Below are 22,907 nucleotides of genomic sequence, written 5' to 3'. Positions count from 1 at the left end.
TGGAGGTGGCCGCGCCGCTCGTGGGCGCGGGCTGCGGCCGCTTCCTCGTAGCCGCGTTGGCGCGCGAGCAGGCGCGCGAGTTTCTCGACTTCGGCGCGCTCGCGGGCGTGCCGGACGAGTGCGCCGCGTGGGCGGCAACCTGCGCGCCGAGCGTGGCGGTCGCGCTGCTCAAACGCGGTGTGGAGAAGTGCAGTGTTGAAAAGCGTGGTGTTGAAGCGCGTGGTGTTGAAACATGACGGAACCCAGCCGGGCACTCAACTGGACGCGAGGATAACAGTCATGTGGGTGGTCAAGATCGGAGGCAGTCTGAGTCACGACCCGGCGCTGCGCCACTGGCTCAGCGAGCTATGCGAAGTCGGCGGCGGACGCATCGTCATCGTGCCCGGCGGCGGCGATTTCGCGGACAAGGTGCGCCAGTACCAGAGCGAATGGCGCTTCGACGATCTCGCCGCGCACAACATGTGTCTGCTCGCGATGACGCAATACGCGCTGCTGATGCAGGGCGTGTCGCCCGAACTCGTGCTGGCCTCGAGCGAGGCGAAGATTCGCCGCACGTTGCGCGACGGCCATGTCGCCGTGTGGGTGCCGACCGCCTTGATGCGCGACACGCCCGACGCGATGAGCAACTGGGACACGACCTCGGACAGCCTCGCCGCCTGGCTCTCGACGATGCTCAACGCCGAGCGGCTGATCGTCGTGAAGTCCTGCCCGATTGCCGCCGACGATCCGCTCGATGCGCTGGCCGCGGCGGGCGTGGTCGATCGCAGTTTCGTCGATTACGTGACCGACGCGAACTATGTGGTCGAGCTATTCGACAAGCACAACGTCGCGTTGATGCGCGACCGGCTGCTCAATATTCCGGTTGCGTGAGGTCACATGAGGCGAGGGCGATGAGGAAGGCGAGGCACGGCGCGTTGACGTACAGCGTATTGCGAGCGGCCCCGGCGCGCGTGCGGAACTGAAGGCGGGTTTCGACGCAAGTTGCGAGGCGCAGCGGTTCGGGGACATCGCCACGGGAAATCGCTGTGGAAAATTGCTGTGGGTAATCGCTATGAAGCGTGAAGCGACGCAGCCGCGCCGCTCTACAGCCGCACCGTGCCGACACCACCCCGCGCGGCCACTGCGCCGCCCACGCCGCGCTCACCCGAACCCGGCCCATGCAGCGCGCTCGCCCATTGCGCGACGCGCTCGGGATCGAGCCGCGAGCGGCGTCCGTCGCTGCACAACGCGGTGCGAAAGCCGGCCACGTCGGGCGCGAGCGCGCGGATCTGTTCCAGCTGCGCCCAGCCGAGCGCGCCGGCGATGCCGCCGAGCGCGCCGCGTTCGCGCACGCAGCGCAACCAGCGCGCGAGCGTATCGACGTCGACGTGATCGAACAGCGTGCTGCCGTCCTTGCTCGCGGTGTCGAACATCAGGCCCGCGAAGCCGAGCGCGGCGGCGTGCGTGACCAGTTCGTCGTCCATGCCGCCGTCGCATAGCAGCACCGGCACCACGGTGGCCGGCAGATTCGCGAGTTGCTCGATGCAGCGCCGCGCGGCCGGTCCGCGCGCGACGCCGACCTTCACGTAGTCGACGCCCGCGTCGCTGACCTCGATCACGCGCGCGGCGATTTCGTCGAACGCCTCGGCCGGCACGTCGCCGATCGCCGCGCTGATCGGCTTGACCGGATAGCGCGCGCGCAACTGCCGCGCGATGCGCGCGATGGCGCCGCTCGGCAGGCCGCCGAGCGCGCCTTCGTTCGGTTCCTTGAGGTCGATCAGTTCGGCGCCGGCGCGAGCGGCGTCGAATGCTTCGTCGTCCGAGCGAACGCTGGCGAGCAGGGCGGTCATCGGTTGTCTCCGGGAAAACGGCGGCTGGAGGGCGCTAGTGATGGACGGCAGCGGCGGGTTGTTGCCCGCCCGCCGCTTCGAGGCCCGCCCGATGCCGCGCGACCGCGTCGACGAGCCAGCCCCATGCCGTGCGCTCGTTGTCGCCGGCGGTCTTGTCGATGGCGATCTGCAGATAGGCCATTTCGCTATCGATCTTCGCGGCCGGCAGCATGAAGAGCCGGCTCACGAGAATCGCGCCTTCCACGACGGCCGACTGCGCGCGGTTGAAGCCCGCGAACGGCGCGTGGTTTTCGCGGTGCACGCATTTCATGAGCAGCACGGGACGCTCGGCGTCCTCGCGCAGCTCGTCGAGTTCGAGCTCGGCATGCGCGAGCGATTCGGCGAGGCGCACGCTTGCGACGCGGCTCGCGCGCACGGTCGGCCAGTCGGTCGCGCTGTGCGTGACGCAGCCCGCGAAGATGCGCACGTCGGTGGTGAAATTCAGAACCGCCGCACGCGACGCGACGATGTTGTCGAGCGTCGTGGACGGACGGAAAGGCGCAAGGACGATCCGCTCGCCCTCGTAGCGCGCGCCCATCGGCGCAATATGAGGACGGCCATCGCACGCTGCCGTGGTGACGATCGTTTCGTGGATCATGGATGGGAACGCGTGTCCTGACAGCGCCGGAAGGCCGGCCGTTCAACTGCTGACAAACACCAACGGGAACCGCGAAGGGGCCGCGGCGTGCGGCCCTTTCGCGGGCTTAACGCGTTGCGACATACATCACGATTTCAAAACCGAGGCGTAGGTCGGTGTAACTCGGAGTCGTCCATTGCATACGTGCTTCCTCCATGGGTTGAAACAGCGTTGCGCCGCCGGCCCGGCGTGATGCCGGACTTCGGTGGCGGTGGGTATCGATGCAAGCTTTGTGCCTGGGTTGGTGCCTATGCGTATTGCCGGTACGATGTGCCGGCCGCTTGCCGGACCTCTATCTGCTTCTTCGCGGCGGACAATGCAGCGCCCGCCGAATTGCGCCGCCGCGCGTGGCCGTTCGGCCGCCGCTTGACCGCCGCGCGGCGCGCATGCAGTCGCTCCTGCCGCCAACACGCGAGCCGCCGCGCGGTGTGGCAAAAACGAAGCAAAGTGTTCCATCGCGCGTCCGCTCAGTGCGGCGATGGTGTCACGCCGTACTCGTCGCGCCTGCGGGCCATTTGCCCCCATCTTCATGCGTGTCCCGAAACGGCGCGTCACGATGTGCAACCGATAACGGATCGGTTAAGTCTGCCAAATAAAATCGTGAATTCCCCTCGGGCGTGTCCGTGCCTACAGTGCAACTCAAGCGCTGCGTCATTCCGGCAGCGCGCTTGCCACATTCGAGGACACCTCATGAACGATTTCAGTCAACCGGTGATCGAGCCGGAGCGTCATTCGGGCAATCCGCGCGGCCAGCGCGAGCGCTACGCGGCAGGCGTCATGAAATACCGCGAGATGGGCTACTGGCAGCCGGACTACGAGCCGAAGGAAACCGACGTCATCGCGCTGTTTCGCATCACGCCGCAAGCCGGCGTCGAGCCCGAGGAAGCGGCGGCGGCGGTGGCCGGCGAATCGTCGACGGCGACGTGGACCGTGGTGTGGACCGACCGCCTCACCGCCTGCGACATGTATCGCGCGAAAGCGTATCGCGTCGAGCCGGTGCCCGCGTCGAGCGCCGACGAGCCGCAGTACTTCGCCTATATCGCCTACGAGCTCGACCTGTTCGAAGAAGGCTCGGTCGCGAACCTGACGGCCTCGATCATCGGCAACGTGTTCGGCTTCAAGCCGCTCAAGGCCTTGCGGCTCGAAGACATGCGCATTCCGGTCGCCTATCTGAAGACCTTCCAGGGGCCGCCGACCGGCATCGTGGTCGAGCGCGAGCGGCTCGACAAGTATGGCCGGCCGCTGCTCGGCGCGACGGTCAAGCCGAAGCTCGGCCTCTCGGGCAAGAACTATGGGCGGGTCGTCTACGAGGGCTTGCGCGGCGGCCTCGATTTTCTGAAGGACGACGAGAACATCAACTCGCAGGCGTTCATGCACTGGCGCGACCGCTTTCTGTTTTCGATGGAAGCGGTGAACCGCGCCCAGGCGGAAACCGGCGAGGTGAAGGGCCACTATCTGAACGTGACGGCCGGCACGATGGAAGACATGTACGAGCGCGCCGAATTCGCGAAGGAGCTCGGCTCGTGCATCGTGATGATCGACCTCGTGATCGGCTGGACCGCGATTCAGTCGATGTCGCGCTGGGCGCGCAGGAACGACATGATCCTGCATCTGCATCGCGCGGGGCACAGCACGTACACGCGGCAGCGCAACCACGGCATCTCGTTTCGCGTGATCGCCAAATGGCTGCGCATGGCGGGCGTCGATCATGCGCATGCGGGCACCGCGGTCGGCAAGCTCGAAGGCGATCCGCTGGCGGTGCAGGGCTATTACAACGTGTGCCGCGAGGCGCGCAACGAGGTCGACCTGTCGCGCGGCCTCTTCTTCGACCAGCCGTGGGCCGGCTTGCGCAAGGTCATGCCGGTGGCCTCGGGCGGGATTCACGCGGGGCAGATGCATCAGTTGCTCGACCTGTTCGGCGACGACGCGATCCTGCAGTTCGGCGGCGGCACGATCGGCCATCCGGCCGGCATTCAGGCCGGCGCACAGGCGAATCGTGTCGCGCTCGAAGCGATGGTGAAGGCGCGCAACGAAGGCCGCGACATTCTGCACGAAGGGCCCGACATTCTCGAAGCCGCGTCGCGCTGGTGTACGCCGCTCAAGCAGGCACTCGATACGTGGAAGGACGTGACGTTCAACTACGCCTCGACCGATACGCCCGATTTCGCGGCGACGCCGACGGCGGCCTGAGGGTTTTGAGCGGGCCGCGCAGCGGCCCGCAGGCCCGGCGCCAACTGCCGTTCATTCAAGGCAGCAACTCAGCCACGCGGTGCCTCGGCATCGCGCGCGGGGACCGTTGACGCCGTGCCGAACGCAGTATCCATCCATGAGCCATCAACGAGGTTCGTCATGCGCATTACACAAGGAACGTTCTCCTTTCTGCCCGAGCTGACCGACGAGGAAATCGGCTTGCAGATCGACTACGCGCTGAGCCAGGGCTGGGCCTGTTCGGTCGAATTCACCGACGACCCGCATCCGCGCAATACGTACTGGGAAATGTGGGGCCTGCCGATGTTCGATCTGCACGACGCGGCCGGCGTATTGCAGGAGATCAACGCGTGCCGCGCGGCGCGCCCGCAGCACTACATCAAGGTCAATGCGTTCGATTCGGTGCGCACGTTCGAGACGATGCGGCTGTCGTTCATCGTCAATCGGCCCGACGTGGAGCCGGGCTTCCGCCTGCAACGTCAGGACGTGCAGGGGCGCGTGCAGCGCTACGGCATCGCGGGCTATGCCTGCGACCGGCCGGCTGGCGAGCGCTATGGCGAAGCGGGCTGAGGTCCGCGAACGATGCAACGACGCAACCATGCAGCGTGAGGCGATGCGCGCGAACCTGGCTGCGAACCAGGCCGAACCCGGCGACAAGCCGCCCCGCCAACCCCGGGACAAGCCGCGCGCCGACCCGCAGCAAGGAGCAATCATGACGGACGCCGCCCTAGCCGATGCAACCTCGCCGCCTGCCGCGCAGGCCGGCGAGACCGGACAACCCGCGCGCGCCTTGCAACCCGCCCCGGCGCAAGTCGACCTCGCGGCGCTCTATCGCGACTCGGGCATCGGCGACGTGCTCGACGAACTCGAACGCGATCTGGTCGGGCTCGCGCCCGTGAAGACGCGCATCCGCGAAGTGGCCGCGCATCTGCTGGTCGAACGCGCGCGCGCCTCGCTCGGTCTCGCGGGTGGCGCGCCGACCTTGCATATGTGCTTCTCGGGCAATCCCGGCACCGGCAAGACGACCGTCGCGCTGCGCATGGCCGAGGTGCTGCACCGGCTCGGCTATATCCGCCGCAATCACCTGGTCTCGGTGACGCGCGACGACCTCGTCGGCCAGTACATCGGCCATACCGCGCCGAAAACGCGCGACGTGCTGAAGCGCGCGATGGGCGGCGTGCTGTTCATCGACGAGGCGTATTACCTGTATCGCCCCGAAAACGAGCGCGACTACGGCCAGGAAGCGATCGAGATCCTGTTGCAGACGATGGAGAACCAGCGCAGCGATCTGGTCGTGATCCTCGCGGGCTACGCGTCGCGCATGGAAGTGTTCTTCGAGAGCAATCCCGGGTTTCGTTCGCGCATCGCGCATCACATCACGTTTCCCGACTATGCGGAAACGGAACTGCTCGAAATTGCCGAACGCATGCTCGGCAGCCTGCATTACCGCTTCGATGCAGCCTCGCGCCGCGCGTTTGCCGACTACCTGGCGCGCCGCATCCGTCAGCCGAATTTCGCCAATGCGCGCTCGGTGCGCAACGCGCTCGACCGCGCGCGGCTGCGTCAGGCGAACCGTCTGTTCGCGAGCGCGCTGCAGGGCGGCGCGCCGATCGATGCCGCCGCGCTCATGCTGATCGACGCCGCCGACGTGCGCGCGAGCCGCGTGTTCGACGAGCCGCCGCCGGCGCAGGCAGTCGCGGCACCGCCGGGCTGAATCGGGATACCGAATCATCGTTTCCAGGGAGAACGCCATGCAGGACGGACGCACGACACTTTCGAAATTTCTGATCGACACACTCGACCGCCAGCCGTCCGCGAGTACGCAGGGGATGGCGGGACTTTCGGCGCTGCTGATCGACGTGGCGGCCGCGATCAAGTCGATTTCGGCGATGCTCACGAAGGGCGCGCTCGGCGGCCATTACGGTTCCGCGCAAACCGTCAACACGCACGGCGAGGAGCAGAAGAAACTCGACGTCGCGACCAACGAGGTTTTCGTACAGCACTGCGAATGGGACGGCCTGCTCGCGGCGATGGTGTCCGAGGAAATGGCAGACGTGTACGCGATTCCGCCCGGCTACCCGCGCGGCGATTATCTGCTCGCGTTCGATCCGCTCGACGGTTCCTCGAATATCGACATCAACGGCGTGGTCGGCTCGATCTTTTCGGTGCTGCGCGTGCGCGGCGCGGCGGAGCGTGTAGCGAGTGAGCCGGCGAATAACCCAGCGAACGGGCATGCCAATGAGGCCGCGAATGGACAGGCCAATGAGCACGCCAACGAGCCCGCGCATGAACCGGCCAGCCAGGCCGCATTCCTGCGCCCCGGCTGCGAACAGGTCGCGGCCGGCTATGCCGTCTACGGACCCTCGACGATGCTCGTGCTGTCGGTCGGCAACGGCACGCATGGCTTCACGCTCGAACGCGACATCGGCAATTTCGTGCTCACGCATTCGAATATCCGCATTCCCGAGGACACCGCCGAATTCGCGATCAACGCTTCGAACGAGCGCTTCTGGGAGCCGCCCGTGCGCCGCTACGTGCAGGAGTGCAAGGACGGCCGCAGCGGTTGCCGCGCGCGCGACTTCAACATGCGCTGGATCGCGTCGATGGTCGCGGAAGTGCATCGCATCCTGATGCGCGGCGGCGTGTTCATGTACCCGCGCGATTCGAAAACGCCGGCGATGGAAGGGCGACTGCGCCTGCTCTACGAAGCGAACCCGATGAGCTTCCTCGTCGAGCAGGCGGGCGGCCTTTCGATCACCGGGCGCGAACGCATTCTCGACGTTCGTCCGCAGACTCTGCATGGCCGCGTGCCGGTGATCCTCGGCTCGAAGAACGAGGTCGAGCGCATCGCGCGCTATCACGGCGAATACGACCGCGGCGAGGACAAGCCCTTCACGTCGCCGCTGTTCGGCACGCGCTCGCTGTTCCTGCCGGACTTCACGGCATGACGGGCGGCCGGGCGCGGGTCCGTCCAGCGCTCGGCGCACAGAACGCAGTCATTCGGAGGCAAACGCATGTCAGTCAAACATCCGATCATCGCGGTGACCGGCTCGAGCGGCGCGGGCACCACCACCGTCATGAAGAGCTTCATGCACATCTTCAGACGCGAGCACATCAATGCGCAGATCGTCGAGGGCGATGCGTTCCATCGCTACGACCGCCACGGCATGCGCGCGGCCATGAAGGAGCACGAACGCGACGGCGCGCCGAATTTCAGCCACTTCGGCCCCGAGGCGAATCTGCTCGAAGAACTCGAAACGCTGTTCACGCGCTACGGCGAAAACGGCGGCGGACAGTTTCGCCACTACGTGCACGACGCGGCCGAGGCGCTGCTCTACAAGCAGGACGGCGGCACCTTCACGCCGTGGGAAGAGGTCGCGTCCGGCACCGACCTGATGTTCTACGAAGGGCTGCACGGCGCGGCCGTGACCGACAAGGTCGATGTCGCGCGGCATGCCGATCTGCTGATCGGCGTCGTGCCGATCATCAACCTTGAATGGATTCAGAAGCTGCACCGCGATCAGACGATGCGCGGCTATTCGCACGAAGCGGTGGTCGACACGATCCTGCGGCGCATGCCCGACTACGTGAACTACATCTGCCCGCAGTTCTCGCGCACCCACGTGAACTTCCAGCGCGTGCCGACCGTGGACACCTCGAATCCATTCACGGCGCGCGAGATTCCGCAGCCCGACGAGAGCTTCGTCGTGATCCGCTTTGCGCGGCCGAAGGGCATCGACTTCCAGTATCTGCTGACGATGCTGCACGACTCGTTCATGTCGCGCCCGAACGTGATCGTCGTGCCGGGCGGCAAGATGGGGCTCGCGATGCAGTTGATCTTCACGCCGATGATCCTGCAACTGATCGACCGGCGCTCGCGTGCCTGAGGCGTGTCCGATGCGTGCTTGAAGTCCGAACCGAATGCGGCTGCCGCGCGCCGGCCCCACGCCGGCGCAGCCCGTGTTCATTTCGCAAGGAGAGATTCGATGAGTGCTGCCGCGCAACCCTCTATTGCATCTATCGCTACCCCGGCCTCTTCCTCGGCCACCGGCCCGATGGCCGACGCGCTGCGCATGCTCGCGATCGACGCCGTCGAAGCGGCGAAATCGGGCCATCCCGGCATGCCGCTCGGCATGGCCGAGATTGCCGTCGCGCTGTGGAGCCGGCATCTGAAACACAATCCGCGCAACCCGGCCTGGCCTGATCGCGACCGCTTCATCCTGTCCAACGGACACGGCTCGATGCTGCTGTACGCGCTGTTGCATCTGAGCGGCTACGACCTGCCGATCGACGAGTTGAAGCGCTTTCGCCAGCTGCATGGCAAGACGCCGGGGCATCCCGAGGTGGGCGTCACGCCGGGCGTCGAAACGACCACCGGGCCGCTTGGCCAGGGGCTGGCGAACGGCGTCGGCATGGCGCTCGCCGAGGCGCTGCTCGCACGCGAATTCAACCGGCCCGGGCATCGGATCGTCGATCACCGCACTTATGTGTTCGTGGGCGACGGCTGTCTGATGGAAGGCATCTCGCACGAAGCGGCATCGCTCGCGGGCACGCTGCAGCTCGACAAGCTCACCGTGCTCTACGACGACAACGGCATTTCGATCGACGGTCATGTCGCGCAGTGGTTCGCCGACGATACGCCCGCGCGCTTCGAGGCCTACGGCTGGCACGTCGTGCGCGAGGTGGACGGCCACGACGTCGAGGCCGTCGATCGCGCGTTGCAGCAGGCGCGCGGCGCCGGCCGACCGACGCTGATCTGCTGCCGCACGGTGATCGGCCAGGGGTCGCCGTCGAAGGCCGGCACCCATGACGTGCACGGCGCGCCGCTCGGTGCCGACGAGGTTGCGCGCACGCGCCTCGCGCTCGACTGGCCGCATGCGCCGTTCGTGATTCCGCACGAAATCCGCGCGCAGTTCGACGCAAGCGCGCGCGGTGCCGCCGACGAAGCCGGGTGGGGCGAGCGCTTCGAGGCGTATCGCCGGCACTATCCGGACGAGGCCGCCGAGTTCGAGCGGCGTGTGCGCAACGAGTTACCCGCGCAGTGGCGCGATGCGGTGCGCGCGCTGCTGCGCGATGCCGATGGCGCGGCCGCCACGCTCGCGACGCGCAAGGCCTCGCAGCAGGCCATCGCCGCGCTCGCGCGCAGCCTGCCGGAAATGCTCGGCGGCTCGGCCGACCTGACCGGCTCGAACCTGACCGACTGGCCGGGCGCGGTCGAGGTCGGCTGCGATGCAAGCGCCGCAAGCGATGGCAATGGAAGCGATGGCAACGGAAACGGCGGCGGCCTGCGCGGCGGCAACTACGTGCACTACGGCGTGCGCGAATTCGGCATGAGCGCGGTGCTGAACGGCATCGCGCTGCATCGCGGCTATCTGCCGTTCGGCGGCACGTTCCTCACGTTCTCCGACTATTCGCGCAACGCGCTGCGCATGGCCGCGCTGATGAAGACGCGCTCGATCTTCGTCTTCACGCACGATTCGATCGGCCTCGGCGAAGACGGTCCGACCCACCAGGCGGTCGAACATGCCGCGAGCCTCAGGCTGATTCCCGGGCTCGACGTATGGCGTCCGTGCGACACGGTCGAGACCGCGCAGGCGTGGGTCAGCGCGGTCGAACGCCCGGGGCCGTCGTGTTTGCTGCTGAGCCGGCAGAACCTGCCGTTCGTCACGCGTTCGGGCGAGCAGATCGCCGCGATTGCGCAGGGTGGTTATGTGCTGCGCGACTGGGCGGGTGATATGTTGCAAGCGCCGGGCGAGCAAGCGGCGCAAGCCGTCGCACAACCCGCACAACCCGCACAACCCGTCGCTCGGATCGTGCTGATCGCGACCGGCTCCGAAGTCGCGCTTGCGCTCGATGCCGTCGCACCGCTCGCCGCCGCCGGCATCGCCGCGCGTGTCGTGTCGATGCCGTCGACGACCGTGTTCGACCGCCAGCCGCGCGCATGGCGCGACGCGGTGCTGCCGCCGGGCGTGCCGCGCGTCGCGGTCGAAGCGGGCGTGCGCGCGTTCTGGCGGCAATACGTGGGGCTCGACGGCGGCGTGGTTGGTATCGATACGTTCGGCGAATCGGCGCCGGCCGCCGCGTTGTTCGAGCATTTCGGGCTGACCACGCAGGCGGTGGTGGACGAAGCGCGGCGCGTTGTGGGCGCGACACGCTGAGCATCGGGCGCGGAGCCCGAAGCGCCGAGTCCTAATCATCGAGCCCTGAGCATCGAGTCCCAAGCACCGAGCCATAGGCACCGAGCCCCCATTGCGCCCCCGATCCGCTTTCATCTTTTGAGTCCTGAGGAGTGAATCATGGCCTTCATCACCCTGCGGCAACTGCTGGATCACGCGGCCGAACACGACTACGGCGTGCCCGCGTTCAACGTCAACAACATGGAGCAGATTCACGCGATCATGCGGGCCGCCGAGGCTACCGGCAGCCCGGTGATCCTGCAGGCGTCGGCGGGCGCGCGCAAATACGCGGGCGAGCCGTATCTGCGTCATCTGGTGCTCGCGGCGATCGAGGCGCATCCGGACATTCCGCTCGTGCTGCATCAGGATCACGGCGCGAGCCCGGCCGTGTGCCAGCAGGCGATCCGCTCGGGCTTCACGTCGGTGATGATGGACGGCTCGCTGCTGCCCGACCAGAAAACGCCCGCCGCCTACGACTACAACGTCGAGGTAAGCCGCCGCGTGGTGGATGCCGCGCATGCGGTCGGCGTATCGGTCGAGGGCGAACTGGGCTGCCTCGGTTCGCTCGAAACCGGCACCGCCGGCGAGGAAGACGGCGTCGGCGCAGAAGGCCGGCTCACGCACGCGGACCTGCTGACCGATCCCGACGAGGCGCGCCGTTTCGTCGACGCGACCGGCGTCGATGCGCTCGCGATCGCAATCGGCACCTCGCACGGCGCGTACAAGTTCAGCCGCGAGCCGACCGGCGATATTCTCGCGATCGACCGCATCGCCGACATTCACGCGCGCGTGCCGAACACGCACCTCGTGATGCACGGCTCGTCGTCGGTGCCGCAGGAATGGCTCGCGGTGATCCGCGAATACGGCGGCGAGATTCCGGCCACCTACGGCGTGCCAGTCGAGGAAATCCGCCGCGGCATCGCGAATGGCGTGCGCAAGGTCAACATCGACACCGACATCCGGCTCGCGATGAGCGGCGCGCTGCGCAAGTCGCTCGCGAACGCGCGCGCCGAGTTCGACCCGCGCGCGGCATTGAAGGCGGCCACGGCGGCGGCCAGCGCGATCTGCGTCGAGCGTTTCGAGGCGTTCGGTTGCGCAGGGCAGGCCGCGCGCATCAAGCCGCTGCCGCTCGATGCGATGGCGCACCGCTATCACTGAGCCACGCTCAGGAAAAAACGCGGGAAAACGCGGGAAAAACCAGGGAAAACGAACCAACACGAGGAAAACGAGGGAGAACGCGATGCGCGAATTCCTGATTGCTCCGTCGCTGCTGTCGGCGGATTTTGCCCGACTCGCCGATGAGATTCGCGACGTGAGCGCGGCCGGCGCGGACTGGATTCATCTCGACGTGATGGATCACCACTACGTGCCGAACCTCACGGTCGGGCCGCTCGTCTGCGAGGCGATCCGGCCTTATACGACGCTGCCGTTCGACGTGCATCTGATGACCACGCCGGTCGATCCGCTTGTCACGATGTTTGCCGAGGCCGGCGCGAACCTCATCAGCTTTCATCCGGAAGCGACGCTGCATGTGCACCGGACCATCGAGCTGATCCGCTCGCACGGCGCGCAAGCCGGGCTCGCGTTGAATCCGGCCACGCCGCTCGCGGTGCTCGATCATGTGCTCGACATGCTCGACGTCGTGCTCGTAATGTCGGTCAACCCGGGCTTCGGCGGCCAGGCGTTTATCGAGGCGACGCTCGGCAAGCTGCGGCTATTGCGCCCGCGCGTCGACGCGGCGATGCAGCGCACCGGCAGGCCGATTCTGATCGAAGTGGACGGCGGGGTGAAGGTGTCGAATATTGCGCGGATCGCCGAGGCGGGTGCCGACGTGTTCGTCGCCGGCTCGGCGGTGTTCGGCGCGGACGATCGCGCGCAGGCGATTCGCGGCCTGCGCGCGGAACTGGCGACTGTCGAGGAACGGACGGGTATCGCGGTGCCGCAATGACCGCGGCGCTTCGGGTGCGCGCTTCAGATCCGCTGTCGGTTCGCTCCAGGTCCACTCATCAGCGCGTTCGCCGCGGTTTTTCAGCGCTTCTTCATCGTCTCCCCCGGCGCGCACCACACGCCGAGGTCTTCCTCAGCCCGCTCGACCGCGCAGCCCCAGTCGAGCGGCTGGTCCTGATCGAAGCGCTTGCCGAGCCGCCACGCGATTTCCGCGCGTGCGAGCTGCACGCCCATATAGAACGCGTGGCCGCCGTCGTTCTCGAGATTCAGTTGCGGATACAGCGCGAACGGATCGTCGCCGCGCCGATGGCCGTCGCGGTTGTAGACGTGAATGCCCTCGGCACTGACCTGCACGCGGAAATTCGGATCGCGCACGCCGTGCGCAAGCTCGTCGATTTCCGCGGCGCTATACGGAAACGGGCGCTTCGCGTGAACCGTCGCGAGATCGCCGTTGATGCCTTTCGGCAGCACCTGCGCGTCGCGCGCGGCATGCATCACGCGGCGCGCGACGTCGGCTTCGCGCAGCGCGCGCCGCGCATGCAGACTCACCGAGGTCGTGAGCACCGCGCCGATGCGCAATTCGGCCGCCATGCCGAGCAGCACCGCGTTGATGCCGCTCGTGTCGGCTTCGGTCAGCTCGGTCACGTTGCCGATGCCCATCATGATCGCGATGTCGGGATAGCGCTCGCGCAGCCGCACGTAACGCGCGACCGAGGCGGCGAGGCCGAACGGAATCGGGTCGAGAATCGGGTCGGCGAGAAACGCGCGGCCGCGCGCCCCCAGTGCCTCGATCGCGGCATCGAGCGAGGCTGGGTCACCCGGTTCGCGCGCGACGAGGATCGGCGTGGCCGGCACTTCGTCGGCGATCCAGAGCGTGTCGAGATTCAGGCTCATCAGATAGTCGGCGCCCGCGCGGCCGCCGCGCAGCAGTTCGTCGCTACGCATCGAATCGACGCTGACGCGATAGCCTTCGGCCTTCAGGCGCCGCACCGCGTCTTCGAGATGCGGAAACGGCGTGTCCGGCAGGCAGCCGATGTCGATCACGTCCGCGCCCTGGCTCGCATACGCGCGAGCACGCGCGGCGATGCCGTCGAGATCGAGACGCGGCGCATCGACGATCTCCGCAAAAATCTCGGTGTCGTAGCGGCTCAGATCGAACGGCTTCGCCTTGTGGCCGAAGAACTGCGGCAAGTCCTTGACCTCGTCGGGGCCGCGCTCGAACGGCACGCCGTAGTGCGCGCTCAGCGTATCGAGATCGCCGCGGCAACGGCCCGGCACGATCACGCGTTGTGCGGCGAGCGGCGCGGGCACTCTGCGGCGGATCATGTCGGCCGTCATCAGCGCGGCGACCTGCAGGCCGATCTCGCGCACTTCCCAACTGAACGGCGTCGGCGCCATGCCGTCGAGCACGCGTAGCAGGCTCGGTTCGGCAAGCCGGCCGGTCAGGAAGAGGATGTGGTCCATGCGAGGTCGAGAGTCGCGAGGCGTTGAGCGAGCGCCGCTTCGAGTTCGCCGAGCGAGCGCGCGAGCGTCGTGTATTCGAAGCGCGCGAGACGCTCGACGTTGTCGAGTTCGATCGCCCGTGGACGCAATTCGACCCATTCGTTCGGGCTATGCGTAATCACGCTCGGTTCTGTGTCGCATGCAAAGACGATGCCGGGGATGCACTGCTTGCCGGCCTGCGCGTACATGTTGGTCGGCAGCGTGTCGGAGATGCCGTACGCGCATTTGGCGACCGTGTTGCTGGTGGCGGGCGCGATCACGACCGTGTGATAGACGCCGTGATAGAGCATGCCGACCGGCACGCCGCTCGCGCTGTTGTCGCGCAGCACGCGAAATTTTTCGCGCAGTTTGTCGAGTGGCCAGCCGTAGAGCGGCAGTACTTCCTCGGCTGCCGCCGATAAAAAAAGATCGACGCCGGGCAGGCGCAGCGCGAGCGCGATCGACTCTTCGAGCAGATGGCCCGAGCCGGTCACGCACCACGCGAAGCGCGCGTCCGGCTTGAAGTCGGCGAGATCGCGCGCGGGCTCGTGAGTGGACTGGCTGGCGGGCTCGCCTGGGTTCGGGCGTGCGGGCGGTCGCGTCATGCGTCATGCGTCATGCGTCGAGATCGAGCGGCATGCCGTCGGGCGGCGAGCCTTCGTGCGAAAGCCGGATATGCAGCCGGCGCATCTTGCGGTACAGCGTGTTGCGGCTGATGCCGAGCGCCTTCGCGACGTTGCTGACGTTCCAGCGATGCTCGTCGAGCAGCGACAGCACGGTTTCGCGCTCGTTCAGCTGGATCGCGTTGAGCGTCGAGAGGTCGGTGTCGTCGGCCAGATGCGCGTCCATGTCGGCGGTGGCGAGGCGCAGCGCGGTCGGCATGTCGATGGCCGAGGTGCGTTGCGTGACCTCGGGCGGCAGATGCTCGCAACGGATCGGCTGGCCGTCGGAGAGTGCCACTGCCATTTGCAGCACGTGCCGCAACTGGCGGATGTTGCCGGGCCATGCGTAGGCCAGCAGCGCCTGTTCGGCTTCGGGCGTCAGCTCGGGCGGCTCGCCGGTTTCGTTGGCGAGCAGGTGGTGGATCAGCGGCAGCTTGTCGACGCGCTCGCGCAGCGCCGGCAGATTCAGCTCGACGCCCTTGAGCCGGTAATAGAGGTCTTCGCGGAATTGCCCGCTCTGCACGAGTTCGAGCAGATTGCGGTGGCTCGCGCTGATGAGCTGGAAATTGACCTTGACCGTGGTTTCGGCGCCGAGCGGCGTCACTTCGTGTTCTTCGATCACGCGCAGCAGGCGCGCCTGCAACACGAGCGGCATGTCGCCGATCTCGTCGAGAAACAGCGTGCCGCCGTTGGCCTGCACGATCTTGCCGCGCCGTCCCTCGCGCTGCGCGCCCGTAAACGCGCCGGCGCGATAGCCGAACAGTTCGCTCTCGATCAGGTTCTCCGGCAGCGACGCGCAGTTGACCGGCACGAACGGGCCGTCGGCATGCGGGCTGATGCTGTGCAGCGCCTGCGCGAACACTTCCTTGCCGGTGCCGGTCTGGCCGCGCAGCACGATCGGAATCTTGCGCTGGATCACGCGCGCGCCGAGCTGGATCTGCGAGGCCATGCGCGGATCGCCGAATTCGAGGTGGGCGATTTCGTCGAGCTTCGGCGCCGCCGCATGGTGCCGGTCGGCCGCGCTGCTGCCATTGCTGCCGTTGCCGCTCGCGGCGTGGCTGCCTTGACTGCCGCGGGACGCCGGCGCGCTATCGGGCGCGAGCACGCGCGCGACGCGCCCGGTGCTGTTCTGCGGCGTCTGCGCGACGAGGAAAAAGCGGTTCGTCGCGTTGGCGCTATAGACGGTGACTGGATGGAACGAGCCGCGAATGCTGCGCGCGATCATGTCTTCGAGCGACGCGTTGAAGGCTTCCTCGATGCGCCGTCCGCGCAACTCGCTGAGCGAGCGGAAGCCGAGCTGGAACAGGGCGCTGCGATTCGCGGCGAGCACGGTGCTGTCGTCGGCGACCGCGAGCTTGCCGCCGTGCAGCGTGCCGACGAATTCCGGGCGGCTGTGGAAATGGATCATGTTGGCGTGCCGGTAGCGCGCGTCGAGCAGACGGTTTTCGATCATCTGCCGCGACATGCCGACGAGCACGAGCGAATGCTGTTGCAGCAGCTTCGAGCGGCTCGTGACGTCGAGCACGCCGGCGATCTCGCCGCTGTCGTCGAAGATCGGCGCGGCCGAGCAGGTGAGCGAGGTATAGCGCGGATAGAAATGCTCGTGCTGGCAGACCGCGATGCAGTCGCGCTCGGCGAGACAGGTGCCCATGCCGTTGGTGCCGGCTTCGCGCTCGCTCCAGAGCGCGCCGACGCGAAAGCCGTCGTCGGCGACCGCTTCGGCGAACGGCACCGAGGACACCTGATGCACGATCACGCCGCCCGAATCGACGAGCACGACCGCGAGCTCGGGATCGGCCAGCTGCTGATAGAGCGTCGTCATTTCGAGCTTCGAGCAGGCGATCAGATCGCCGAGCGCCTCGCGGCGCGCGCTGAGTTCGTACTGCGTAAGGACGGGCGGTGGAACGAAACGGGACGGGTCCAGCTGGAATTCGTTAATGCAGCGCGTCCACGACTGGGCGACGGAGTCGCTCGTGGGGCGCGTGGTCAATTGATGATTGACCACATTCAGCACTTCTCGGACATGCGTATCGCTGTCAGCGAGCAACGACATGGGGTTTGTCTCCGTTGCGCCATGTCGGGTGCCCTCAGTGCCGCACACACCGCGAATGCCGCTTTATCAAGTCTGTCATCCCCTGGCGCCGCGGAATCTCGCGTTCGCATGCGCCTCGCGACCGGCCCTTTTTTCAGGCGGGTATTTAAAACTTTACGCCCGATGCCGGTTTGGTTCAACCGGAACTCGCACTGAGTTGCCGCAGCGCGCCCGGAATTTGCTTTTCCTGCTCCGTTGCCTCATGCATGACCGCGCCGGCAGGGCGAAGGCAGATGCCTGTGGCAACTTCGGCACACAGTGTGCCGCCCGCCGTGCCGCTGTTCCCTGCACGCCATGCAACCCTTGGGCCACGTCGCACAGGAGTGCCAATCCATCATGGACCGTCTCGATACCGTTCGTCTGAGCGCTTTTTCCAGTGCTTTCGCGCATGATCTCTCGCCCGCCTTTGCCGGGGAAAGTACGGCTGCGTGCGCGTTGCCCGAGCGCATGGACATCGTGTTCATCGAAAACTTCATAGGACAGACGATCATCGGCATCGACAGCGGCGAGTTGCACGTGGCCCAGCCGGTGCGCGTGAATCTCGCGATCGGCGTGCCGGCGATCCGCGCATGCGCGACGGATCGCATCGAGGACACGGTCAACTACGCCGCGGTGCGCGATGCACTGCTCGCGCTATTCGAGACGCATCGCGTGCGTCTGCTCGAAGCGCTTGCCGAGACGATCGCGCAATTGCTGATCGCCGATTTCGGCGCGCACTGGGTGCGCGTCTCGCTGGCAAAGCCCGCAAAATTCGACGACGTCGCGGCGGTCGGCGTGCAGATCGAGCGGCGGCGCGGCGATGCTTCGGCAACGGGCGCGGGCGTGGCCGGCTATGCGTCGCTCGGCGCGGGGCTCGTGCCGCGTTGAGCGGCGCCGCGGCTTCGCCGCGCTTTTCGCCTCGATCTTTAGCTCACTTCGCCGCCGTCGGCGTTTTTTGCAGGCTTAGCTGCGCTTCGCCGATGTCGGTGTTCGCTGCAGAGCTTGCCTCACTTCGCCGTTGTCGGCGTTTGCTGCAGACCTTGCTTCATTTCGCCGTTGTCGGTGTTTTCCGCAGACCTTGCCTCATTTTGCCGCCGTCGGCGTTTTTTGCAGACCCAGGCCGCAGGCCTGGTACGCATTCGTCTGCAGGTCGCGGAACCGCTTCGTCTGCGACTTCGCATGATCGACGCGGAATTCCGCACCGCCTTCGCCGCCGAGCGTCGCGTACTTCGAGAACGTCGACTGGTCGACGAATTCGTCGTACGGCAAGGCCGCGGCCATCTTGTCGATCACGCACGAGCACTTGTAGACGTTGGCGAAATCGTGGCCGTTGTCGTCCATGCAACCTAGCACGTACTCCACGCGGCCCTGGGTCGGATAGTCGTAGCCGCCCGCCTGTGCGGAAGCGCGGGGCGCGGCGTTCTGCGCCGAGGCGGGCGATGCCGCCAACGCGAAGCAGGCAACGGTAAGGACTGAAGTAACGACTTGCAGCGCGCGACAGCTTATGGTCATGTCATGCCTCTGGGAAAGCATTGAACCCGCTTCACGAACCGGCGCGCCGCATGCGGATGCGCGACGGTGCGCCGGTTCGTGAAGCGACCGGATGCAGCGAGGAGACGGGACTGCCGATAGGGTTGCCAATCGGGCTGCCAACCGGACCGCCGAGGGGCCACCAATCGGGTCACCAGGCGGGCCACCAGCAACGCCGCCGATGACACACCATGAACGGCACGCCGACGGCACCCCGGCGCTAGCGGCCACGCGTCTCCCGTGCGGGCGCGCGCCGTCAGTTCGGCGCGAACGGATGCGCGACGCTGCTCTTCTTCGCGACCACTTCAGCGGCGCTCGGCTCGCCGTTGACCGCGCGCTGGATCGCCTCGCGCGTCGCCTTGTAGTTGAACTCCTGGATCTTCCTGTCGTCGTCGGCCTGCCAGTGAATGAAGACGCCGACGCAGAGGAACAGGTCGTCGGCTTCGTCCTTCGGGATCGTGCCGTCCTCGACGCTGTCGGCGACCGCGAGCGCCACCGCGTGCTGGGCCGGCCCGAACATCTGCACGGCCTGCTTGGCGCCCTTGATCGTCACCTTGTTGAACAGGATCGTGTTCGGCTTGGCAAGCAGATTGGGCGCGACGACGGCGAGCAGCGAGGTGAAGCCATCCTTGTTGTTGGTGAGGGCGTTGCAGAACGCGGTTTCCGCAGCCGAACCTCGCGGTCCGATCAGCAAGTCGATGTGCGCGACCTCGTTGCCGTCGCCGACCAGCGACTCTCCGACCATGACGCGGTTGATCTTGGCCATTCTGTTCCTCCAATTGAGTAGGTATGGACCTGCTGACAGGATGCCGCCCGCGCTCGTCCGGACAGGGCGCCGCATGGCGTGCAGGGATGCACGGCGGTACTAACTAACAGGTTCCGTGCCAGATCGCGCCCGCCCGCTCAGGTGCCGCGCGCGCCGTGCGTGACGTGAGCTGCGGGGCCCGCTTCGATGCAGCGCGCGACGAATAACGTGGCCACGGCGAGGTCCGCGCTGGTGCCGGGGTTGATTGCGCGCGCCTTCAGTTGGGCATCCCAGGCATCGAGTTCGGCGTCGGCCGGCGTGCGGCGCGTGGCGAGTGGGGTTTGCCGCCAGCGCGCGTGCTGCTCGCGTGCCGCAAGCGTGACACTCTGCGCCAGCGAGAGCCCGTGCTTGCGCACAATGTGAGAGTCGGGCCAGCCGCCGAGAAACGCGAGGAACACGTTGAGCATCGCCACCTCGGGTGCATCGGCCGGCGCTGCGTGGCAGGCGGCGAGGCCGGTGTCGAAGATATCCGCGAAACCGTTCGCGTATTGCCGCGCGATGCGGTCGCGCTCGCTCGCGAGCCGCATTGCGTCGCGCAGGCCGAGCGTCGGCGGCGCGTGGACCGATTGCTCGGGCGCGTCGCCGAGGCCGCCCGGATTGGCGAGCGCGATCGCGCGATAGGCGAGGCGCGCGTCGTCGATGTCGAGCCGTTCCAGCACGCGCTCGGCGGCGTCTCGCCAGGCGCGGGCCGAGGGCGCGGGGCCGGTTTCGTCGAGTGCCGCCGCAAGCGGCGCGACCAGCAGCACGATGCCGAGATTCGTATTGCATCCGGCCGCCGCGTGCGTGCGCGTGACCGCATCGAGAATGCGCTGGCCGACGCGCGCGCCGCGCGAGAACAGCGCGTCGAGCGAGGCGTGCGCGCTGGCGAGAAACTGCGCCGCGGTCATGCCGTGTCCGGCGCTTTGCACGCTGACGTTGCCGGGCTTCGGCGTGGTCACGTCGAGCGTGCAGGCTGCGAGGAAAGCGGCGCGGGCGCGCTCGAAGGGGGGCGTGCCGGGTTCGGGCACGGGCGGCGGATTCATGCGCGCGGCCCGGCGATGAGGTACGCATGCAGGGCGCGGAGCGGCGCGCGGGCATGGCCGGGTTGCGGCGCGGCCACGTCGAACGTGCCGGTATGACGCTCCAGCATGGGGATCAGGCGCATCGCGCTCATGCTCGTCGTTTCTCCTACGCGGCCTACGCGGCGCCCGGCAGTCCAACCGCGGCGCTTGCTACGTGTTCCGCGCTGTCCTCGGCCTGCCCGCTCGCGCGCCGCGGCACGGCCGCCAGCTTGCGATCGAGCAGATCGTCGACGAGCGCCGCCGCGATGTCGAACCGCGTGACCGACTGCAAGCCGCGCCATGCGGCCACGCCGTTGACTTCGAGCACGAGCGGCCGCGCCGCATCGTCGGGATTGGGGATCAGGTCCACGCCCGCATAGTCGAGCCCGAGCGCGGCGGCGGCCTGCACGGCCGTGCGCGCGAGCAGCGGATCGAGTTCGGCGGGCTCGCATGTCGCGCCCTGCGCGAAGTTATGAATCCAGCCCTTGCCGCCGACGCGCCGCATCGCCGCGACGGCGCGGCCGCCGATCACGAGCACGCGCCAGTCGAAGCCGGGCCGTCCGCCGGCCACATAACGCTGCAGATAAGCGACCTGCCGGTAAGGCGCGAGCGACGGCAACGGCGCGAGCACGCCGCGCCGCGCGCCGAGCCGCTTGAGGCCATGCCCTTGCGAGCCGAACAGCGGCTTGAGCACGATCTCGCGGCCGGCCGCGGCCTCGCGCATCAGCACGCGTTGCGCGAAGGCGGCCGATTCGCCGGCCCACGTGGCCGGCGTCGGCACGCCCGCGCGATGCAGCAGGAAGCTCGTCATCGACTTGTCGACGCTGCGCTCGATCGCGCGCGCGTCGTTGTAGACCGGCACGCTCGATTCGCGCAGCGCGTGCAGGATGCCGAGCCGCAACGTCACCTGCTCGAAGGTGCCGCCCGCGATGCCGCGCACGAACACCGCGTCGGGCAGGGCGTGGCCGAAGCCCGGCACGACGAGCCCGTGCGGCTGCCAGGTGGTGTCGATGCGGCAGTCGGCGAGATCGACGCAACGCGCGTCGGCGCCGCGCGCGCGGAACGCTTTTTTCAGGCGGCCGGTGTGCCAGCCGGTTTCGTCGGTCATGATCGCGACGCGCAGGTTCGGCGGCATCTCGTGAGCGAGGCTCATGACGCGACGGCGTGGCCGCCCCACTGGTTTTGCAGCAGGGCGCTGTCGAGCCGCCCGCCGTGATAGGTCGCGCCGCTTTCGAGGCTGCTGACCCACACCTCGGCGGGCGCGAAGAGCGCCGGGTCGATCTGGTAGAAGTCGAAACTGAACGACGTGAAGATGTCCGCGAACGGGCGGCCGTAGTCGCGCGAACTGGCGGCGGGCAGTTGCTCGGCGAGGCGCCGCGCGACCTCGTCGTGCCGCACGGTCAGATGCACGCGGCCGCCGTAGAGGATCGCGTCGTTGGTACGGCCCATCGCCTGAATGCCGTCCGGCGCGGGCGGCGGCAGCGGCGCCGAGCCCGCGCCTTCGACGACCTCGTCGAGTGGCACGCCGAGCACGTGCACCTTGTGCAAGGCGACTTCGACGACGCGCGCCACCACCTGTACCGTTCCCGCGACAGAGTGTGTCGGCGTGACGATCAGCGTCAGATGGTCGGGCGAGAGGCCGCAATCGTGCAGCACCTTGTCGATCACGACCTGCGGCGGCAGGCGGTCCACTTCGAGCACGAGCGCGCCGCGCGCGTGGCGGTCGCGATAGCCGAGTTCGGCGAAGAGCGGCTCCTTGACGGCCAGCGCGCGCGCGGGACCGGAGCCGAGCGAGAAGAATTTCTTGCCGCCGGTCTGCTCCTTGGTCGCCGCGAGGCTCCACCCCGCGTACTGGCTGCCGAGACAGGCCAGCACCGGCGCGGACGTGCTCACGTCGAGCATGGTCGGCCAGAGCGGGGCGGCGTCGAAGTTCGCGCGCACCGCGACGCGGCCGAGTCCGCCCATGCAGATGCGCGCGATCAGCACGCCCGCTTCGATGCCGCCGCGCGCGGCGACGCCGGCGTCCGCGATCACGGTGCCGGCGTCGGTGCGCGCGATGGCGACGCCGAGGCGCGCGGCGTGATCGACGAGGCGGGCGACGAGGCGCTCGCTCAATGCGTTGACGCTCGGCGGCGCGTCGGGTGGAGCCGCGTGTGGGGGGGCGTCAGGAGTGGCAGTGGATGAAGGCATAGTCGGGTTCGTCGCAGGTTTCGATTCGTTGGACGACGCGCGCATGCTGCGCGTCGAGCGCGCGCCGCACCGCATCCAGCGACGCCGCGCGCGCGAGCAGCGTGCAGACGGGCTGCCCCGCCTCGATGCGGGTGCCGGGCATCGGCACGTCGCGGCAGTGGGGATCGTCGAAGCAGGCGTCGGAGAATGCCGCCGACGCGGTGAACGACACGGGCGCGAACAGCACCTGCTGGCCGGCCCGCCAGCGCGGCTCGCGCGCGAGCGCGAGGCTCGCGTCCGACGGCGCGCGGA

At 67.7% G+C, this 22,907-nt stretch carries 22 protein-coding genes and 2 pseudogenes; 11 read left to right on the top strand and 13 right to left on the bottom strand.

What is annotated here, in order from left to right:
* Positions 1–236: pseudogene (locus G3N58_RS29995) on the top strand (hypothetical protein); the annotation flags it as partial.
* A gap of 43 nt (positions 237–279) precedes the next feature.
* The gene (locus G3N58_RS29990) at positions 280–870 is read left to right on the top strand and encodes an aspartate kinase (protein WP_167285470.1); all 591 of its coding nucleotides are present in this window, start codon (positions 280–282) and stop codon (positions 868–870) included.
* A 212-nt stretch (positions 871–1,082) separates the two neighbouring features.
* Here G3N58_RS29990 and G3N58_RS29985 read toward each other — a convergent pair whose 3' ends face one another.
* The 3 genes from G3N58_RS29985 to pqqA all read right to left on the bottom strand — a co-directional run bounded on the left by G3N58_RS29985 (position 1,083) and on the right by pqqA (position 2,647).
* Positions 1,083–1,829: a (5-formylfuran-3-yl)methyl phosphate synthase gene (locus G3N58_RS29985; protein ID WP_167039419.1), complete on the bottom strand. Its 747-nt coding sequence runs from the start codon at positions 1,827–1,829 to the stop codon at positions 1,083–1,085.
* A 34-nt stretch (positions 1,830–1,863) separates the two neighbouring features.
* The gene (locus G3N58_RS29980) at positions 1,864–2,466 is read right to left on the bottom strand and encodes a DUF447 domain-containing protein (protein WP_206001004.1); all 603 of its coding nucleotides are present in this window, start codon (positions 2,464–2,466) and stop codon (positions 1,864–1,866) included.
* 106 nt (positions 2,467–2,572) lie between these two features.
* A complete protein-coding gene (gene pqqA / locus G3N58_RS29975) occupies positions 2,573–2,647 on the bottom strand; it encodes a pyrroloquinoline quinone precursor peptide PqqA (RefSeq protein ID WP_167039910.1) in 75 nt (24 codons plus the stop codon).
* A 548-nt stretch (positions 2,648–3,195) separates the two neighbouring features.
* On the opposite strand from pqqA, the gene G3N58_RS29970 reads away from it, so the two are divergent.
* The 8 genes from G3N58_RS29970 to rpe all read left to right on the top strand — a co-directional run bounded on the left by G3N58_RS29970 (position 3,196) and on the right by rpe (position 12,837).
* Complete coding sequence (locus G3N58_RS29970) at positions 3,196–4,695, top strand: form I ribulose bisphosphate carboxylase large subunit (RefSeq protein WP_167285473.1); 1,500 nt, start codon at positions 3,196–3,198, stop codon at positions 4,693–4,695.
* A 159-nt stretch (positions 4,696–4,854) separates the two neighbouring features.
* Entirely contained in the window at positions 4,855–5,283 is a 429-nt protein-coding gene (locus G3N58_RS29965) for a ribulose bisphosphate carboxylase small subunit (protein ID WP_206001003.1), read from the top strand.
* Between the two features lie 142 nt (positions 5,284–5,425).
* Positions 5,426–6,427, top strand: a complete 1,002-nt coding sequence (gene cbbX / locus G3N58_RS29960; protein ID WP_206001002.1) for a CbbX protein — start codon at positions 5,426–5,428, stop codon at positions 6,425–6,427.
* Positions 6,428–6,464: 37 nt separating this feature from the next.
* Complete coding sequence (locus G3N58_RS29955) at positions 6,465–7,661, top strand: class 1 fructose-bisphosphatase (RefSeq protein WP_206001001.1); 1,197 nt, start codon at positions 6,465–6,467, stop codon at positions 7,659–7,661.
* Between the two features lie 66 nt (positions 7,662–7,727).
* The gene (locus G3N58_RS29950; protein WP_167039431.1) at positions 7,728–8,600 is read left to right on the top strand and encodes a phosphoribulokinase; all 873 of its coding nucleotides are present in this window, start codon (positions 7,728–7,730) and stop codon (positions 8,598–8,600) included.
* A gap of 99 nt (positions 8,601–8,699) precedes the next feature.
* Positions 8,700–10,871, top strand: a complete 2,172-nt coding sequence (gene tkt, locus G3N58_RS29945) for a transketolase (RefSeq protein ID WP_206001000.1) — start codon at positions 8,700–8,702, stop codon at positions 10,869–10,871.
* Between the two features lie 138 nt (positions 10,872–11,009).
* Complete coding sequence (fba, locus tag G3N58_RS29940) at positions 11,010–12,047, top strand: class II fructose-bisphosphate aldolase (RefSeq protein WP_167039435.1); 1,038 nt, start codon at positions 11,010–11,012, stop codon at positions 12,045–12,047.
* A gap of 82 nt (positions 12,048–12,129) precedes the next feature.
* Positions 12,130–12,837 (top strand): ribulose-phosphate 3-epimerase, encoded by a 708-nt coding sequence (rpe, locus tag G3N58_RS29935; protein WP_206000999.1) that lies wholly within the window; start codon positions 12,130–12,132, stop codon positions 12,835–12,837.
* Between the two features lie 80 nt (positions 12,838–12,917).
* Here rpe and G3N58_RS29930 read toward each other — a convergent pair whose 3' ends face one another.
* From G3N58_RS29930 to G3N58_RS29920, 3 genes are read right to left on the bottom strand one after another with little or no spacing between them, the layout of a single operon-like run.
* The gene (locus tag G3N58_RS29930; protein WP_206000998.1) at positions 12,918–14,300 is read right to left on the bottom strand and encodes a DUF6513 domain-containing protein; all 1,383 of its coding nucleotides are present in this window, start codon (positions 14,298–14,300) and stop codon (positions 12,918–12,920) included.
* A complete protein-coding gene (locus tag G3N58_RS29925) occupies positions 14,279–14,923 on the bottom strand; it encodes a flavoprotein (RefSeq protein ID WP_206000997.1) in 645 nt (214 codons plus the stop codon). Before G3N58_RS29925 ends, G3N58_RS29930 begins: the two co-directional genes overlap by 22 nt.
* Before the next feature lie 10 nt (positions 14,924–14,933).
* Positions 14,934–17,033, bottom strand: coding sequence for a sigma-54-dependent Fis family transcriptional regulator (locus G3N58_RS29920; RefSeq protein WP_167039442.1), 2,100 nt, complete (start codon positions 17,031–17,033; stop codon positions 14,934–14,936).
* A gap of 375 nt (positions 17,034–17,408) precedes the next feature.
* On the opposite strand from G3N58_RS29920, the gene G3N58_RS29915 reads away from it, so the two are divergent.
* Positions 17,409–17,939: a dihydroneopterin aldolase gene (locus tag G3N58_RS29915; protein ID WP_206000996.1), complete on the top strand. Its 531-nt coding sequence runs from the start codon at positions 17,409–17,411 to the stop codon at positions 17,937–17,939.
* A 195-nt stretch (positions 17,940–18,134) separates the two neighbouring features.
* On the opposite strand, the gene G3N58_RS29910 is transcribed toward G3N58_RS29915, so the two are convergent.
* From G3N58_RS29910 to G3N58_RS29885, 7 genes and pseudogenes are all read right to left on the bottom strand, one after another.
* A complete protein-coding gene (locus G3N58_RS29910) occupies positions 18,135–18,563 on the bottom strand; it encodes a hypothetical protein (RefSeq protein ID WP_167039446.1) in 429 nt (142 codons plus the stop codon).
* A 274-nt stretch (positions 18,564–18,837) separates the two neighbouring features.
* Positions 18,838–19,347: a formaldehyde-activating enzyme gene (fae, locus tag G3N58_RS29905; protein WP_167285482.1), complete on the bottom strand. Its 510-nt coding sequence runs from the start codon at positions 19,345–19,347 to the stop codon at positions 18,838–18,840.
* Between the two features lie 137 nt (positions 19,348–19,484).
* Positions 19,485–20,408 (bottom strand): triphosphoribosyl-dephospho-CoA synthase, encoded by a 924-nt coding sequence (locus G3N58_RS29900; RefSeq protein WP_206000995.1) that lies wholly within the window; start codon positions 20,406–20,408, stop codon positions 19,485–19,487.
* The gene (locus G3N58_RS34550) at positions 20,405–20,539 is read right to left on the bottom strand and encodes a hypothetical protein (protein ID WP_275691490.1); all 135 of its coding nucleotides are present in this window, start codon (positions 20,537–20,539) and stop codon (positions 20,405–20,407) included. The genes G3N58_RS29900 and G3N58_RS34550 overlap by 4 nt, the downstream gene beginning before the upstream one ends.
* A 23-nt stretch (positions 20,540–20,562) precedes the next feature.
* Entirely contained in the window at positions 20,563–21,579 is a 1,017-nt protein-coding gene (locus G3N58_RS29895) for a RimK family alpha-L-glutamate ligase (protein ID WP_240158818.1), read from the bottom strand.
* Positions 21,576–22,616 carry a methenyltetrahydromethanopterin cyclohydrolase gene (gene mch, locus G3N58_RS29890; protein ID WP_167039452.1) on the bottom strand — a complete coding sequence of 347 codons (1,041 nt, stop codon included), beginning with the start codon at positions 22,614–22,616 and terminating at the stop codon, positions 21,576–21,578. The genes G3N58_RS29895 and mch overlap by 4 nt, the downstream gene beginning before the upstream one ends.
* Positions 22,591–22,907: pseudogene (locus tag G3N58_RS29885) on the bottom strand (ATP-binding protein); the annotation flags it as partial. The gene mch and the pseudogene G3N58_RS29885, both read right to left, overlap by 26 nt.

It is taken from the genome of Paraburkholderia sp. Ac-20342, from assembly GCF_017104985.1.
Classification (GTDB): domain Bacteria; phylum Pseudomonadota; class Gammaproteobacteria; order Burkholderiales; family Burkholderiaceae; genus Paraburkholderia.
Note: the sequence above shows the minus strand (reverse complement) of the source record. Positions and strands in the feature narration are given on the sequence as shown.